Raw genomic sequence first — 16,366 nt, 5'->3', positions numbered from 1 at the left:
TTTTCTTCAGCTGCAGTGGTTATCGTCACTTTATGAGTATCATCTTTCACGGAGATGGCGATAGAGCGTTCAATCAGTTTGTCCAGCGCTTCGCCTTTCCAATCTCCCAATCTGCTGATGAGCTTCTCCCCGCCCTCATCAAGTTCCCTAATGGATATGACGTGAATCGCTTCATCCACTCCGAATTCAATGCTGGAATCCATTTCAAGTTGGACGTAAGCAAATGCATCTTCAGAAGGAAGCACTGCACTTACAAATAAACCCAGTGTAGCAACTGCTGCGATGGCAGGAGCAAATACTGGCCGCCACTTCCATTTTGATTTTGCTGCTAGTGGATAAAAGAACCCTTCTTGTCCAATTACAAGCGGTGCTGCCGGATGGCCATGCATAAATCGGCCATCACTCATGAGGAAAACGGAGCGGTTTTTCTTTTGTTCTATGTATAAACCTTTTTGGATTTCCCTCAAAGCAACCGCTCCTTTAAATAGTCTTTTAAATAATGCAATTCACTATCGATCAATATTGCCATGGCGATGATGTATTTTCTATTTCGTTCAAGCGTTTTGCGCGAAACCCGGACAAGCTTTTCAATATCTTTGATCGGCAATTTTTTCTTGTCGGTCAGGTAATCAAAAAAATCATCGGTTTCGGCAACCAGCTGAGCAATTTGCATACATGATTGCCGCGCATCTTCATGGGCGGGAGACACTTTCACCAATTGCTGAAAGTCCAGCCCAAATGGCGCTATAAGCTGCTGGTATGCCAGAATCTCTTCTTTCCGCTTTTCAGACTGCTGCTCTTCCTTGTAAAATTTCTCCGCTTGGCGCCCTTCAATCCAGCCGTTTGAATCTTTTTCATCAAAGGCGGCTGTAAAGTCATGGCTGTACTCCTGGCGGCTGCTTTCTTTGCGGATGAAATCAATAATCCGGCGGCGTATAATCATATGGGCAAATGTCAGAAATGAAGCATTCTTGCCTTCTTCATATCCCAGCACCGCTTCGTGGAAAGCGGACAACGCGATGCTGTATTCATCGTCGCTGCTGCTGACAAACCGTTTGCACACTTGTGAAGCCGTCTTTTTCATAAAAGGTCCATACGATTCGAGCAACTCATCCAGTGCATCCGAATCTCCCTGTTGTGCAAGTAATGCCAATTCTTCCGCTGTGCATTTTACATTGCGGCCGAATATACCGCTGATTGCAGTTATCAGCACGCTGTTCACCTCTTCTCTGACCTAACGTTACTATCATTGATTGTAACGGCAGATATTGTAAAAGAAAAGGGGATAACCGCTTATATCATAGGTATTCGGCTATTATTACATTTTTATGTCGGTAGCATTAAATAATTATTTCAAAAGAAAAAAAGACCATCAGCTGTCCGGATTATCCGAACGTGCTGATGGCCTCAGGAGTGCTGCAATCGCGCCTATCTCTTAACTCTATTAAGCATTTTCTTTTTTGTTTTTGCGAACGGATACAAGACCGCCGACTACCACGATTCCCATCAATACTGTCCAGAACGTCAACGTCCAAGGAGTCGAGTGCGGGAAGTCATGCGGCAAAACGCCGACTTTATCGTGAGACAAGGTCATAACAAGAAGTTTTACCCCTACCCATCCGACAATAACAAATGCGGCTGTTTCCAGCTGTGGATATTTTTCAAGCAATTGAACGAATTTGTGGGCTGCGAAACGCATAATGATTACACCCATCAAACCGCCGGCTAGCATGACCGTGAATTGCCCTGCATTGATGCCGCCGATGTCGTCGATGCCGAAAACAGGAAGATGCGGCAAGGTCACGGCAAGCGCAACAGCTGCAAGCATTGAGTCAATAGCAAACGCGATGTCGGCCAATTCGACTTTCAATACTGTCATCCAGAAACCAGAACCTTTTTTCGGTGCTTTTTCTTCGTCGAGGCTTTCGTCGCTATCCCCTTTTCGCTGGTCATAAATACTCTTAATCGAGATAAACAGCAAATATGCTGCCCCCAACGCTTGAATCTGCCAAATGTTCACTAGCAGCGTGATCATGAATAATGCCGCGAAACGGAACACGAATGCCCCTAGTAAACCGTAGAACAATGCTTTCTTCTGTTGGTCTTTCGGCAAATGCTTGACCATTACGGCCATTACTACAGCGTTATCCGCTGCAAGCAATCCTTCAAGCCCTACTAACACTAATAGGACCCATGCATACTGTAATAATTCTGCTTCCATTCTTTCTCCTCCTGTTTTTTGCCAGCAAAAAAGACCCCTGCCTAAATAAAGGCAAAGGTCTCGCTAAGCAATTAAAATCGCTATCATAACCGATGGTTACTAACCATGTATTGACGATTATGAAATAGGTTTCCCTACAGCTACTCCCCCTTGACTGAAAGTCAAAGTGTATTGAGTTGTAATGTTATTATAGCATTATTTTTATTGTTGTAAAACATTAGTGTATGACAATTTGGTATTTTTTGTCCGTTTTGTGCGATTCATAAAACCGGACCATCTGCGGCATAGTCTCCAGGAAATCGGCGCATTGAATCCCGCTGCCTTTCAGAAGGGCCTGCGCCTCAGCTGTGTCAAATGACGCCTGCCAAGTCAGGTAATCCAAGGTTTCTTTTTCTACGCCCAAAAACTTGCGGACCGGCGAAGCCGATAACGACCATTCAGCTAAGCGATGCGGCACACGGGCTTTCGGCATTTTCCCGGTCATCTCATTCACCATTTTACGGTAAACTTCTTCGACCGGATGCGGATTCGGGTCAGTCAAATGCACCGTTTTCCCTGCCCCTTCGGGCAGTGAACTCAAGTAAATGCTGGCGTCCAATATGTAATCGATCGGCACAATGTTGATATAAGCCGATGACCGGCCGAGATACGGGATTGCTGGAAGTTTACGGACCTTGTCAATCATGTTCAAGAAGAAATAAGGCCCATCAAACTTAACCGTTTCGCCGGTAACCGAATGTCCTCTCACAATGCCAGGGCGGATAATAGTGACCGGCACCTGCTTTTTCAGTTCTTCCGTCAGCACTTCTGCTTCAAACTTGGTTTCCTCATAAAAGTTCTTGAACTTTTCGGGACGGATCAGTTCATGTTCATATAGCATTCCTTGCCTTGAGCCAGCTACATAAGCGGTGCTGAAATAGATGTAGCGCTTCAGCTTTGGCAGGGACAGCACGAAGTTATTGACGTTCTTGGTGCCTTCCACGTTCACTTTCCACGCCGCCTGACGCGGCACCGCCAAATCATAAATTGCTGCCAAATGCCAAAAAACCACTTCTTGCCCTTTTAGGTATTCGGCGTCTTCAGCAGCCAGGCCCAGCCCCACTGCGGTTATATCTCCCGGGATCAAGCGGATCGGCCCGCAGCCGGTTTCCTGCTGGATTTTTCTCCCTTCCTGTTGAGCTTTTCCAATCTCCGATGGCAATACTATCGCTGAGATTCCATGTTTCCCGTTCACTGATCTTCGTATAAGCTGGCTTGCGATAAAACCTGGAAATCCTGTAAAAACAATTTCAGACATGATTGACACCTCCTCTATTTGATTATACATAATATTCCAACATAAAAGACAATAAAAAAAGAGCCCGAGGGCTCATCTTTTATTCATCTTTCTCGTTTCCCGATCAAAAAGGCTATAGACAATCGGTACGATGTATAAAGTTAGGAACGTGGAGCTGATTAACCCCCCAATAACGGTGATTCCCATCGGCTGGTTGATTTCAGTTCCTTCACCGATTCCCAGTGCCAGTGGCAGAAGGCCGAGAATGGTCGTCAATGCGGTCATCAGAATCGGCCGCAGGCGATCACGCACCGATGTTAAGATGGCTTCGTATGACGCCATGCCCGCATGTTTTCGTTGGTTGATGTAATCGACAAGGACAATGCCGTTATTGACGACAATCCCAACAAGGACGAGCAGCCCGATGACTGCCGTGATGCTGATCGGCGTGCTTGTGACAAACCAGGCAATCGCTACACCGATGACCATAAGCGGCACAGTGAACATGATGACAAGCGGGTATTTGAATGATTCGAACTGCGCTGCCATGACAATGTACACAAGTACTATTGCAAGCACTACTGCAAGCAGCATGTCGTTGATGGCATTATCGAATAGTTCACGGTCCCCTCCGAACGAAATGGATGTATTGTCATCAAGGTTGAGCCCTTCGAGCGCTTCGTCCACTTTATCAGACATATCCCCCAGTGTGACATCGGATCTATGCTGCAGCGTAAACGATACGCTATCCGCTTGGTCAACCCGTTTGATGTCTACAGGCCCTTGCGAAATTTCGATATCTGCCAGTTCCTGAAGTTCAAGGAATTGGCCAGAAGGTGCACGCAGCTTCAGCATACGCAATTTTTCGACACTGTCGCGGAACTGCGGATCCATTTCTGTGAAGACACTCAAAACCTCGTCTTCTTCTGTCAATACCTGGGTTGTTAAAACCCCTCTGGTCAAGTTATTGACTGTCTGGGCAATTTGCGCCGGAGCTAATCCATTTTCAGTAGCAGCTTCTTTTTTAACAATCAGCTGAATCTCCTCGACCGTCTCTTCACGGTCATTGGTCAGCTCGGTCACTTCCGGAACTTCCCGAAGCTCATTGCTGATTTTTTCGATAGCTTCATCCAGCCTTGCCTTGTCAGTATCTGTCACAGTGAAGGACAGGGTATTCGGCGAAGAACCAGCTGCCGTTTGCAAATTAAAGCTGACTTCTGCCTGTTCCCCTATTTTTTCCAGTATGCGTGGTTGGACGTCGTCGACGAAATCGAATACCGATCGGTTTCTTTCATCAAGCGGGATCAATTTAATGTAAAGTTCAGCGATATTGGTTTGTGCTGTTCCTTGCGCCTGTCCTTGCTGGGTGCTGCCGATAAGGCTGACGTAGACATCGACATCGTCTTCTTTTTTCAATTCTTCTTCAATCATATTCACGACTTCATTTGTCGCTGCGGTTGAGGAACCATTTTCAAGTGCTACAGAAACTGTGACGAACCCTTCATCGGTTGCCGGCAAGAATTCCGTTCCAACCCGGAACACGCCGAAAGTTGCCACCCCTAAGAATATCAATGTAGTCAGCAGCACAATCAAGCGATGGGCCAATGCCCATTTGATTGAACGCTCGAAATTCTTCAGGCCTTTCGAGCGGCGCTGCCTTGCTTCGATGTTGCCTTTCGGCTTGTCAAGCATCCTTGATGCCAGCATCGGAATGACTGTTAAAGCAACGGCCAGGCTGGCAAATAAGCTGAAGGAAATCGTAACAGCAAATTCAAAGAAAATTTCCCCGATCAAGCCTGTAATGAAGACGACCGGAACGAAAACTGCGACAGTGGTTAAAGTAGAGGCAGTGATTGCGCCTGCCACTTCTTTCGTGCCTTCCGATGCCGCTTGCTTCGGATTTTTGCCCATGGATAAATGGCGCTCAATGTTTTCAATAACTACAATGGCGTTGTCTACCAGCATCCCGATGCCGAGTGCCAATGCGCCTAGCGTCATGATGTTCAATGCGAAGTCCGAAAAATACATTAAGACAAATGTAACAATGACGGAATATGGAATCGCTACTCCGATGATGATCGGGCTCTTGATGCCGCGCAGGAAGAAAAACAGCACGAGCATCGCGAAAATACCACCGTATATAAGCGTTTGTCCAATATTGCCAACGGCCAGTTTCACATAATCCCCTTGGTCAAAAAGGACATCCGTTTCGACTCCTGCAAAACGTTCTTCTTCTAGCAATTCATCCAGCTTAGCTTGAAATGCTTCCGACACATCTGCGGTGTTCGCACCGGATTCCTGCAACGCTGACAAGAGCACGGCGGGTTCTTCATTTGCTCTTGTTTCGCTGCTAAGCTCTTGCTCGCCAAGCGTCACTTCCGCCACGTCGCCGACCGTGACATTGCCGCCGTCCATTGGGTTAACAGTGACAACCAAATCACGGATTTCGTCTTCGCTGGCCAATGAACTGAGGACACGAGTCGTTAACTGGCGGCCGTCATCTGTCTGAATCGGCTCGCCTGGCAAGGAAATATTATTGGCTTGAATAACTTGGACAATGTCAGATTGCTGCAAGCCCTTTTCTTCCAAAAGCTCCTGGTCCAAGGAAATGAGAATCTGTTCAGTCAATGAACCGGAGATGTTAACACTGGCTACACCTTCCGTCTGTAGCAATTCCGTCTCCAGCTCTTCAGCTAGCACACGGACATCTTCACCGCCTTCAGTTGCACGGACTGCCAATTGAATAACTGGAAATTGAGATGGATCGAATTTAAAAAATTGCGGTTTATTGGAGTCGTCCGGAATCGGGGTCTGGTCAATACGCTGCATGATATCCGTTTGGACATCATCTATATTCGTCGACCAGTCAAATTCCAGCAATATGAAGTTGGAACCTTCTTCTGAAGAAGATTGCAATGATTCTATTCCTGGCAAAGTCGATAAACTTGCTTCAAGCGGCCGTGTGACTTTTTCACTGACTTCTGTCGGACTGGCGCCTGGATAATTGGTCACGACCACACCAATCGGCGGATTCAATTCAGGAATTAATGTGACGGGTATTTTAAAAAATGAAACGGCCCCTAAAATGATGATTAAAAACATAATAACAATGGTGAAAACCGGTCTCTTTATCGAAAAATCGCTTATTTTCATAAACTCATACCCTCTCTTTAACTCGTGCTTTAATCATAAAAAAAAACAAATGGAACCGCAAACTTAAATAGCCTCCGCCACATATTTGTCACTACTGCGCATATTGGCGAAAAAAAAACCTGCCTAAGCAGGTTTTTTTAAAGAAGGCTGTATAATTTGATTTCTGGATTTTTGTCTTGGAACCAACGTGTCGCGAATTCGTTTTCGAACAAGAAAACAAGGTTGTCGTAGCGGTCTTTCACCAGCATCGAGCGGCTGCTCGACATCGATTCTTTGACATCTTCTTCGTTTTCGATCCAGCGGGCGATTTTATTGCCGACCGGCTCCATCCGCACGTCTACGTTGTACTCATTTTTCATCCGGTGTTCGAACACTTCAAACTGAAGCTGTCCGACCGCGCCTAAGATGACTTCCTCCAAGTGAAGCGTTTTATAATATTGGATGGCGCCTTCTTGAACCAGCTGCAGAATCCCTTTATGGAAATGCTTCTGTTTCATGACGTTTTTCGCAGTCACTTTGACGAAAAGCTCAGGCGTGAACTGCGGCAGCGCTTCAAACTGGAATTTCTTTCCGCTCGTTATCGTGTCACCGATCTGGTAATTTCCGACATCGTGAAGGCCGATAATATCGCCCGCAACCGCTTCACTGACCATTTCACGGTCATCCGCAAGAAATTGCGTCGTTTGCGTCAGCTTGAACGATTTGCCGGTACGGGCCAATGTAACATTCATGCCTTTTTCAAATTTGCCGGACACAATGCGCACGAACGCGATGCGATCGCGGTGTGCCGGGTTCATATTTGCCTGGATTTTGAAGATGAATCCTGAAAACGGATTTTCCAGCGGATCGATCAATTCCGTGTCTTGCGTCAGGCGCGGCTGTGGCGGCGGTGCAAACTGCAGGTACGTTTCCAGGAACGTCTCCACGCCGAAGTTCGCCAAGGCACTGCCGAAGAATACAGGCGTCAATTCGCCTTTTTTCACTTGTTCGATCGAAAAATCATTGCCTGCTTCGTTCAGCAGATCAATGTCATCAAGCGCTTGGGTATAATAAGACGTTTTGGTCATTTCGTGTTCGCCGGCAAGCCTGCCATTTTCGTCCAACGGCATGAAACGGTCCCCTTCAGAACGGAACGGTTCGATGCGCTTGTTGTAGCGGTCATAAATTCCAAGAAACTCTTTCCCCATGCCGATCGGCCAATTCATCGCATACGATTGGATGCCCAGCACTTCTTCCAGTTCTTCCATCAATTCAAGCGGTTCTTTCCCTTGGCGGTCCATTTTGTTAATGAACGTAAAAATAGGAATACCGCGCATTTTACAAACTTTGAACAGTTTGACTGTCTGCGCTTCGATTCCTTTGGCAACATCGATAATCATGACAGCACTATCCACCGCCATCAATGTACGGTAGGTATCTTCACTGAAATCTTGGTGCCCAGGGGTATCAAGGATGTTGACGCGATGTCCATCGTAATCGAATTGCATGACGGAAGACGTCACGGAAATTCCGCGCTGTTTCTCGATTTCCATCCAGTCGGATGTCGCGAACTTGCCGCTCTTTTTCCCTTTGACAGTTCCGGCATCGCGGATCGCGCCGCCGAAGAGCAAGAGTTTTTCCGTTAAGGTCGTTTTCCCGGCATCCGGGTGGGAGATGATTGCAAAGGTTCTTCTATTTTGGATTTCGTTTTTTAATTGGTCAGACATAATTATACGCTCCTTTAATTCTACTCTTCCCATATTAGAGAAGGGTGCCGCAAAAGACAAGAAATTTCAATAGCCGCCAAGTAAAAAGAAGCCGTGTGCGGCTTCTTTTTACAGGAATTTTTTCATTGCTTGTTCGACTGCTATATCCTTGTCGCTATGCGGATATTTTGTGGCTCCGATAATTTGGTAATCCTCATGCCCTTTGCCGGCAAGAATGATGATGTCGCCCGGCTCCGCTTGGTCTACGGCGTGTTTGACAGCTTCAGCACGGTCTCCGATGCAGGCGAATCGGGAATGCGTCATCCCCGCTTTCAAATCCGTCAGTATGCTGTCGTATTCTTCATGCCTTGGATCATCAGTCGTTAAGACGACGTAATCTGCGACAGATGCTTTTGCTGCCATGATTGGCCGTTTCGTCTTGTCGCGGTTGCCGCCTGTGCCGACCAGGAATATGATGCGGTTCGTTTTAAAATCCGTTACTGCATCGATGGCTTTTTCAATTGCATCTGGTGTATGGGCGTAATCGATGAAAATCGATACTGGCGCTTCCAGTTCGACTTTTTGCATACGCCCTTCTACCGGCGCAATGCGTGATAAAGCTTCCAGCACAGAATGCAGCTCGTAGCCTTCCGCGTACAAAGCTGTGATTGCGGCCAATGCATTGGACACATTGAAATGGCCCAGCAACTTCATGGAAACCGTGAATTCACCTTCCGGGCACAATAGTTTGAACTTCGTTCCTTCATTGTCCATCGCAATTTCCACTGCTTGGAATTGCGCAGGCTCTTTTACGCCATACGTATAGACGGGATGGGAAGTCATTTCGGCATAGCGTTTCGACCAAGGATCATCGGCGTTGAGCACCGCCCGCTTTTTCTCTTGCAGGTTCTGGCCGAGCTGGGAAAACAGCAAGCCTTTTGCATGGCCGTATTCTTCCATCGTGCCGTGGAAGTCCAAATGGTCATGTGTCAAGTTCGTGAATATAGCTGTGTCGAATTCGACGCCCGCTAATCGGCCGAGTACCAGCCCATGGGACGATACTTCCATCGTCATATGGGAACAGCCTTCATTTTTTGCACGGGCAATCATTTTCTGAGTGGTCAATGCATCGCTGGTCGTGTTCGCTGATTGATGCAGTTCACCATTCAGATTAAAGCCGATTGTTCCTGACAGCGCCGATGTTTCGTCCAGCTCCATCAACATCGAATGCAGCATGCCAGCGACACTCGTCTTGCCATTGGTGCCTGTGACGCCAATCATTTTGAGTGCTTTTGAAGGGTAGCCATAGAATTTGGCAGCGAGCAATCCAAGCACACGGTCCGAATCCTCGACAATCACTACCGCCGCACCAGTTGCTTCAATCGGCCGTTCCGCCACGATCAATGCGGCTCCTTGTGCTGCTGCCTGTGCTGCGAAATCGTGGCCATCGACTGTGTAGCCTTTGATGCAGATAAAAAGAGAGCCATTTCTTGCATCCCTGGAATCCATCGTGATGTGGTCAATCGTTTCAGGCAGCTGCCCTTGCAAAAGTTTATAAGGAATATTTTCGATCAATAATTTTGTGTTCATGAAAATCCTCCTACTCTGTTACTAGCGGAGACAATACATATGCATGAAGCAATGCTGCCGCAGCTTTAAGTGAATCGACATGTGTCCGTTCGTACGAATGGGAAGCTTCGATTCCCGGTCCGAAAAGCGCATGTTTGACGTCGTATCCTGCGCGGATTGCTGCGGATGCGTCAGAACCGTAATATGGATAGATGTCTACTTTATAATCGATATCATTGGTGTTCGCCAAGGCGATCAAATGTCGAGTCAGCCCATAATGATAAGGGCCGCTGGAGTCTTTTGCGCAAATCGATACGGTGTACTCATCCGATTGCTGGCCGTCGCCGATTGCGCCCATATCAACAGCGATATATTCCACTGTTTCTTGCGGGATATTCGAATTGCCGCCATAGCCGATTTCTTCATTATTGGAAATGTAGAAATGGGTGGTGTGCGGCAGCGCTACATTGCCGCTGCTCAATTGCTTCACCAATTGCAGCAATAATGCCGTACTGGCTTTGTCATCAAGGTGGCGGGATTTGATAAAGCCGCTGCCGGTTTCAGTATAACGGGGATGGAACGATATAAAATCCCCTACTTCAATTCCAAGCGCCTTCACTTCTTCGGCTGAAAACACTTTTTCATCCAGCCGCACTTCCATATTGTTTTCGTCACGGCTTGCGGTGCCGGCATCTTTGTATACATGGACAGTTGTCTGGTGCATCAGAATCGTGCCTTGCACAGTATCTCCGTCCGCTTTATGTATAAGGCAATTTTCCCCTTCAATCGCGTTGAATTTAAATCCGCCTACTAAAGATAGCTTCAATCGGCCGGAAGGTTTGATTTCTTTCACCATTGCGCCAAGCGTATCGACATGCGCGGTCAACAAACGATGCGCTTTTTGGTCCGTTCCAGCGATAGTTGCTATTATAGCCCCTTTATGGGTTTCAGTATACGCTACATTCCACTTTTCCAAATGATTTTTGATGGTCTTCATGATGTCCATTGTGTACCCAGATGGACTCGGAATTTCTGCAAGCTCTTTTAGCAAATCGAGCGTTTCTTGTTGTTTCCATTCGAATGACATAGCAAATGCCTCCTCTATATCTATTTATCATATCAAAACACGGCATTTTCGCACAGGAAATTGTGGATTTACTGTGCATTTATTGAAATTGGAAGCAAAAATCCTTGCACGAACCGCCAAGCACTGACTTTTCTTCCTGAAAATTGAGTGAGAACCGAAATTATATAGTAATATTAAATGCAAATCGATTTTTTGAGGTGAATCATGGAACGCATTGCAACGAACCGCTACAGGAACAGATTGTTCATCCACTTATTCGGATTGGCTCATTTGATACACACCTTTATCCATTACGTAACTGGAGAAACTCTTCCCTATTATTCAATCGCTTTCGGCATTTTATCATACATATTGCTTGTGGTGCTTTATCGGATGAAAATCAACGAGCGCGCGCTGGAAATCACCATTCTATTGCTGATGAATCTGTCGGTGTTCATTTTGAATTTCGAAACCGTTGCGGCAGTCAATATCGTCTATTTTGCCATTCCGATTGTGGCATCAGCATTATACTACGATACTTTGCCCATTATTGGCCTCGGTATTTTGTCCGCAATTGAAATCCTGTTGCTGGCATTCGTGTTCGACCAGTTAGGCGGGCGGGCACCTATGTTTTACGTTAACCTGACCCTTTTCGTTTTCATCTTTTTCGTTCTTGCCATGACGGTCCTTCATTCTGTTTTCTTCAGAAAGGTATGGACACAGATTGAAAAAAAGAACGAATCGATGGAGCGGGCATTGTTGTCAAAAGAAGGCTACCTGCATCTGTTTTTTGAAACTGCGAAAGACGCCATCGCGGTTTTTGATGTGGACAATAAAATCATCGCCATAAATCCTGCCTTCGAAGAGCTCTATGGCTGGACACAGGAAGAATGCCTCGGCAGATCGCTGCCGCTGGTTCCCGAAGACCGCTATGACGAAGTCGCCGAGCGAACACTCCGGGTCCAGCAAGGGGAAAGTTTCTCCCTGTTGGAAACACAGGACTTGAAGAAAGACGGAAGCCGATTCGATGTGCAGATCACCCTCTCACCAATCACGGATGAAGCTGGCAATGTGATTGCCACGTCAATAATTTCAAGAGATATATCATATAAGAAAGATGCAGAAAAATTGATTCTGCAAGCGGAAAAATTAAAGCTGACAGGCGAAATTGCCGCTGGCGTCGCCCACGAAATCCGCAATCCGATGACCGTCATTTCGGGCTTTGTCCAGATGATGGACAACGATGAGGATTACCCATACAAGGAATACACAAAACTCATTCATTCTGAAATCGAGCGCATCAATTTAATCATCAGTGAATTCCTGGTCCTCGCCAAACCCCAGCCTTCATACGTGCGGAAAATAAGTTTAAAGAAAGTCATGGGTGATATTATCATGCTGTTTGGTCCTGAGATGAATATGCGCGGCATTACCTTCAGTTCCTGTTGGGAGCAGGAAGATTATTTCATCAATGGCGAAGAACATCAAATGAAGCAAGTTTTCATCAACTTGATTAAAAATGCCATCGAGGCGATTGACGGTCTGGACAGGACAGGCATTATTGAACTGAGAGTCGAAGGGCATACCGACAGCCACGTTTCAATGCGGCTGCATGATAACGGGGCGGGGATTTCTCCTGAAACCTTGGCTATGATCTTTGAACCGTTTTATACGACAAAAGCCACTGGCACCGGCCTCGGATTACTGATTTCCCAGAAAATTGTCCAGGAGCACAACGGCACGCTGACAATTGAAAGCCGGGAAGGAACAGGTACAATCGCCACCGCTTTGCTGCCATGCATTTAAAAAAGGGCCTCCAAGGGGCCCTTTTTGTGTTTTAGTCGTCGAATCGATCATCATCATCGTTGTCATCATCATCATCATCATCTTCATCGTTATCAATTTCGTGTTTTAAGATGGACCCATCTTTTGCATTTACATAAACTTCATGTTCTGTTCGGCCGTCTTCAAATTTGATTTCGTAATAGGCCACGCCGTCATCGTTATCCAGTTCCACATCTTCGATGGTGCCGCTTGCCACTTTTTCAGCTGCAGCGATAGCTTCATTTGAAGAGATGTAATCGCCAGTTGAGGCCGCTGCTGAAGATGATTTTTCATCCGATGAGTAATTGTCATCCCGGTCATCATCGTTATCGTCTTTTTCCCGCTTTTGCTGAAGGATTTCACCTGTAACGGCGTCCAGCTTCAAGTCATAGTCGTAGCCATCTTTGTCGATGTCAATTTCGAAATGCGGTACACGGTCATCGCGGTCAAGTTCGATATCCGTAATTTTGCCGTCAACTTCCTGAAGCGCTTTTGCAGAAGCTTCATCGAATGTCAGAAAGCCGGGCTGGTTTGTTGATGGTGAAGCGTCTGCCTTAAGGTCTGTGCTGTTTTCTGCCTGCACCTTGCTGTCCGTCGGTGCTGCATCCGTGTTCGCCCAAGCGACTCCACCCAATGCTAGAATACCTGCTGCTGCTGCTGGAATGTAGATCATTTTTTTCATATTCATTCTCCTCCTCATTTGGTATACCTTTACTATAGCCGCCCCTTCTGTGAAAACAGTTAAGGCTTTATGAGAATTTGATGAGAACTCCATGAGCTGCTGTTAATGATCAATCATCCCATTCCACAGTCATCGTTTCTCCCCGGATGGCGTGGATCTGGACTGTCGCTTCTTTATCCAGTTCTTCGTTTTCAATTTCGATCAAATAATAGCCGCCATCTGTGGTTTCCGTAAATTCCACTTCCTGGACTTCCCCGTCAAGCGTTTCTTTGGCAATCGCTATGGCTTCTTGCTGGCTGAGCACGGGTTCCGGCTCAGGAGCAGGTTCTGGTTCCGGCATTTCAGCAGCAACATCCGTGATTTTTCGGATATCTCCTGAATCAGCCACAACAAAAACGGTTTTCTTTGTTGAACCTTCCGTGATGTCCACCTCGTACTCATTCGCCTCTTCTGCGTAGCGAATTGCCCCTGCTACGCCACCAGCTTCTTTCACGGCAATCGCCTTCGCTTCATCTTCAGTCAATTTCTCTGGTACGGGCTCGGAAGCTTTTTCAATAAGCTCAACTGACAGCACACGCCCCGTCGACCTGTCGACTCCCGCTTTGTATTTGCCATCTTCCCTCGTGAACCCCACTTCGTAAATCTCTCCTGTAAGGGCAGTTTCTTCAATAACACCGCCGTATTGCGAAATGACCGCCTCGCCTGCTTGTGCAGCGCTGATGCTGTCATCTTTTCCGCCAGCGGATAAGAGGTAGACCATCGCTGCAATCGCTATTATGGCCGTGGCAGCAGCCATGAACATCCATTTTTTCATCGCAATCCCTCCTGCTTCAAGTTTACAGGCTGAACATTAAAATCTCCTGAGAAAACGATGGAAACCGTGGTGCCCATATTTTCGATGCTTTCGATTTCCAGCTCGGCATGGAGTGCGTCGGCCAGCTGTTTAGCCAGCGACAAGCCAAGGCCGAAACCTCCCGAATCCCTGCTGCGCGCTTTGTCCACCCGGTAAAAGCGTTCAAAAACGAATGGCAGCGACTCTTTCGGAATGCCGATGCCAAAATCCCGGATTTGAATGGTCGGCGCACCTTCGTTTTTGACAATAACTTCGATGCGGTCTGAACTGTACTTTCGTGCATTATCGAGCAAGATATACAGCAATTGCTTAAGTTTCGGCACATCTGTTTTCACGACAATCGCCTGTTGGCCCCCGATCAGCCGGAATTCCCGATTGAAAGAAGTCTGCATCACTTTGACCGTCTGGCCCAGCACTTCCGGCAAATTCACATTCGCAAGCTCCAATTGCGTTTCGCTGCGCCTCGCGATATGGAGCAATTGCTCGATCAGCGAATTCATGCGCTCGGTTTCCATACGGATTGCCGCTAGGCTTTCTTCCGCAATCGCAGGATCTTCCATGCCTTGGCGCTGCAGCAGCTTTGCGTAGCTGCTGATAACGGTCAATGGCGTTTTCAGTTCATGCGAGGCATTCGACACAAATTCTTCCTGCTTGCGGTAATTTTCTTCCAAGAGCTCCATCATTTCATTGAACGTACTGCCCATCTCGCCGATTTCATCTTTTGCTGTCTCGGTGAGCGGCAACTTCTCGAATTGCCCACTTTTCTGGATGCGCGTCATCGTATTGGTCAAATCCGTCACCGGTTTGGTCACGAGACGGCCCAGCACCGCACTTGAGAGGATGATCGGAATCATTGCAACTGCAACTGCCGCCAACAATACGAAGCGCAGCGATTGCAAATTAGCGGATACTTCGTCCAGTGATTGCGCCATCACCAGCTCCGCCACTTCGCCGTCCGTCCAGATGATCGGTGCCGTCACATATGCGAACCGGCTTTCCTCCACTTCGATGATGCCGGCATTTTCCGGCAGCGCTGCAGGAAATTGCACCGTCACATCCGGATCCTGAATGTCCCGGATCAATTTGGTGCCGCCTGAAACTGCACGGACCAATCCGTCCGCCGGCACATAGCCCCGTAAAATATCGACCGGATCATCAGCGGGATTGTCATTGACTGCGGTGACGACGGTTTCGAGCTCGGTCTGCAGCTGGCTCACTTCCGTATCAAAAGCCAATTCGCTGAATGAAAAATAAATAACCGCGGTGAGTACACCTAAAATCACCAGCATCAGCAGCGATGACCATAAATGAATTTTCTGCTTAAGCTTCATTTGCCTGCTCCTTTAGGACATAGCCGATTCCCCTGACCGTTTGGATATAGGTAGTCGATTCACCGGCATCCACTTTTTTGCGCAAATAACGGATATAGACATCGATGACATTCGTATCGCCGTAATAATCGTAGCCCCATACTGCATTCAGCACTTGTTCCCGGCTAAGCACCTGCAAGGGATTCCGCAAGAAATACAGCAGCAAGTCGAACTCGCGCGGCGTCAATTCCACTTGGCGGCCCGCACGGGAAACTTCCCTTGTGCTTTCGTTCAGTTCCAGCTCCCCAAACCGGTGCAGCGAAGAATTTCCTGAACCGGTCGTCAAACGGAGGCAGGCACGGATGCGCGCCAATACTTCTTCGATTTCAAATGGCTTGGTGACGTAATCGTTTGCGCCAAGATCGAGTCCCGCCACTTTGTCTTTGACATCGTTTTTGGCCGTCAGCAAAATGACCGGAATCACGGGATCTGATGCCCGTATTCGTTTAAGCACATCCAGCCCATGGATTTCAGGCAACATCAAATCAAGCAGCACCAAATCCCACGGCTCTTCACGGAATTTAATCAGCCCGTCAGCCCCAGTATGGGAAACACCCGTTTCGTAGCCTTCATATGTAAGTTCCAACTCAAGTACACGCGCTATGCTTTTTTCATCTTCGACGATTAATATGCGCTCCGCCATCGTGCCACCCCTTTCTTTTTATCA

Annotated in this window: 13 protein-coding genes; 1 reads left to right on the top strand and 12 read right to left on the bottom strand. The window is 47.3% G+C overall.

Features of this window, described 5'->3' with window-relative positions:
- From EGV91_RS16480 to EGV91_RS16445, 8 genes are all read right to left on the bottom strand, one after another.
- On the bottom strand, window positions 1–467 hold a 467-nt coding region (locus tag EGV91_RS16480), incomplete at its 3' end, for an anti-sigma-I factor RsgI family protein (RefSeq protein ID WP_421958255.1).
- Window positions 464–1,213: an RNA polymerase sigma-I factor gene (gene sigI / locus EGV91_RS16475; protein ID WP_135505651.1), complete on the bottom strand. Its 750-nt coding sequence runs from the start codon at window positions 1,211–1,213 to the stop codon at window positions 464–466. The genes EGV91_RS16480 and sigI, both read right to left, overlap by 4 nt.
- A gap of 231 nt (window positions 1,214–1,444) precedes the next feature.
- Entirely contained in the window at window positions 1,445–2,221 is a 777-nt protein-coding gene (locus EGV91_RS16470) for a TerC family protein (RefSeq protein ID WP_135505649.1), read from the bottom strand.
- A 217-nt stretch (window positions 2,222–2,438) separates the two neighbouring features.
- Window positions 2,439–3,518: an SDR family oxidoreductase gene (locus EGV91_RS16465; RefSeq protein WP_135505647.1), complete on the bottom strand. Its 1,080-nt coding sequence runs from the start codon at window positions 3,516–3,518 to the stop codon at window positions 2,439–2,441.
- Window positions 3,519–3,590: 72 nt separating this feature from the next.
- Window positions 3,591–6,650: an efflux RND transporter permease subunit gene (locus tag EGV91_RS16460; protein WP_135505645.1), complete on the bottom strand. Its 3,060-nt coding sequence runs from the start codon at window positions 6,648–6,650 to the stop codon at window positions 3,591–3,593.
- A 137-nt stretch (window positions 6,651–6,787) separates the two neighbouring features.
- Complete coding sequence (locus tag EGV91_RS16455; RefSeq protein ID WP_135505643.1) at window positions 6,788–8,356, bottom strand: peptide chain release factor 3; 1,569 nt, start codon at window positions 8,354–8,356, stop codon at window positions 6,788–6,790.
- A 108-nt stretch (window positions 8,357–8,464) separates the two neighbouring features.
- On the bottom strand, window positions 8,465–9,925 hold the full coding sequence (locus EGV91_RS16450) for a UDP-N-acetylmuramoyl-L-alanyl-D-glutamate--2,6-diaminopimelate ligase (protein WP_135505641.1): 1,461 nt from the start codon (window positions 9,923–9,925) through the stop codon (window positions 8,465–8,467).
- A 10-nt stretch (window positions 9,926–9,935) separates the two neighbouring features.
- Window positions 9,936–10,991: a M42 family metallopeptidase gene (locus EGV91_RS16445; RefSeq protein WP_135505639.1), complete on the bottom strand. Its 1,056-nt coding sequence runs from the start codon at window positions 10,989–10,991 to the stop codon at window positions 9,936–9,938.
- 204 nt (window positions 10,992–11,195) lie between these two features.
- On the opposite strand from EGV91_RS16445, the gene EGV91_RS16440 reads away from it, so the two are divergent.
- Window positions 11,196–12,776, top strand: coding sequence for an ATP-binding protein (locus EGV91_RS16440; RefSeq protein WP_135505637.1), 1,581 nt, complete (start codon window positions 11,196–11,198; stop codon window positions 12,774–12,776).
- A 31-nt stretch (window positions 12,777–12,807) separates the two neighbouring features.
- On the opposite strand, the gene EGV91_RS16435 is transcribed toward EGV91_RS16440, so the two are convergent.
- From EGV91_RS16435 to EGV91_RS16420, 4 genes are all read right to left on the bottom strand, one after another.
- A complete protein-coding gene (locus tag EGV91_RS16435; RefSeq protein ID WP_158290633.1) occupies window positions 12,808–13,476 on the bottom strand; it encodes a PepSY domain-containing protein in 669 nt (222 codons plus the stop codon).
- A 109-nt stretch (window positions 13,477–13,585) separates the two neighbouring features.
- Window positions 13,586–14,290, bottom strand: coding sequence for a PepSY domain-containing protein (locus EGV91_RS16430; RefSeq protein ID WP_135505633.1), 705 nt, complete (start codon window positions 14,288–14,290; stop codon window positions 13,586–13,588).
- Entirely contained in the window at window positions 14,287–15,660 is a 1,374-nt protein-coding gene (locus EGV91_RS16425) for a sensor histidine kinase (protein ID WP_135505631.1), read from the bottom strand. The genes EGV91_RS16430 and EGV91_RS16425 overlap by 4 nt, the downstream gene beginning before the upstream one ends.
- Window positions 15,650–16,342 (bottom strand): response regulator transcription factor, encoded by a 693-nt coding sequence (locus tag EGV91_RS16420; RefSeq protein ID WP_135505629.1) that lies wholly within the window; start codon window positions 16,340–16,342, stop codon window positions 15,650–15,652. The genes EGV91_RS16425 and EGV91_RS16420 overlap by 11 nt, the downstream gene beginning before the upstream one ends.
- Window positions 16,343–16,366 lie beyond the last annotated feature (24 nt).

It is taken from the genome of Planococcus koreensis (assembly GCF_004761975.1).
Taxonomy (GTDB): Bacteria; Bacillota; Bacilli; order Bacillales_A; family Planococcaceae; genus Planococcus; species Planococcus koreensis.
The sequence above is the reverse complement of the archived record's forward strand: the minus strand, read 5'-3'. Positions and strand labels throughout refer to the sequence as shown.

Excerpts from the sequence above, each read along its gene's own strand:
- EGV91_RS16430 (WP_135505633.1), bottom strand. The coding sequence starts at position 14,290 with ATGAAAAAATGGATGTTCATGGCTGCTGCCACGGCCATAATAGCGATT.
- EGV91_RS16445 (WP_135505639.1), bottom strand. The coding sequence starts at position 10,991 with ATGTCATTCGAATGGAAACAACAAGAAACGCTCGATTTGCTAAAAGAG.
- EGV91_RS16435 (WP_158290633.1), bottom strand. The coding sequence starts at position 13,476 with ATGAAAAAAATGATCTACATTCCAGCAGCAGCAGCAGGTATTCTAGCA.
- EGV91_RS16440 (WP_135505637.1), top strand. The coding sequence starts at position 11,196 with ATGGAACGCATTGCAACGAACCGCTACAGGAACAGATTGTTCATCCAC.
- EGV91_RS16420 (WP_135505629.1), bottom strand. The coding sequence starts at position 16,342 with ATGGCGGAGCGCATATTAATCGTCGAAGATGAAAAAAGCATAGCGCGT.
- EGV91_RS16455 (WP_135505643.1), bottom strand. The coding sequence starts at position 8,356 with ATGTCTGACCAATTAAAAAACGAAATCCAAAATAGAAGAACCTTTGCA.
- EGV91_RS16465 (WP_135505647.1), bottom strand. The coding sequence starts at position 3,518 with ATGTCTGAAATTGTTTTTACAGGATTTCCAGGTTTTATCGCAAGCCAG.
- EGV91_RS16470 (WP_135505649.1), bottom strand. The coding sequence starts at position 2,221 with ATGGAAGCAGAATTATTACAGTATGCATGGGTCCTATTAGTGTTAGTA.
- EGV91_RS16425 (WP_135505631.1), bottom strand. The coding sequence starts at position 15,660 with ATGAAGCTTAAGCAGAAAATTCATTTATGGTCATCGCTGCTGATGCTG.
- EGV91_RS16450 (WP_135505641.1), bottom strand. The coding sequence starts at position 9,925 with ATGAACACAAAATTATTGATCGAAAATATTCCTTATAAACTTTTGCAA.
- EGV91_RS16460 (WP_135505645.1), bottom strand. The coding sequence starts at position 6,650 with ATGAAAATAAGCGATTTTTCGATAAAGAGACCGGTTTTCACCATTGTT.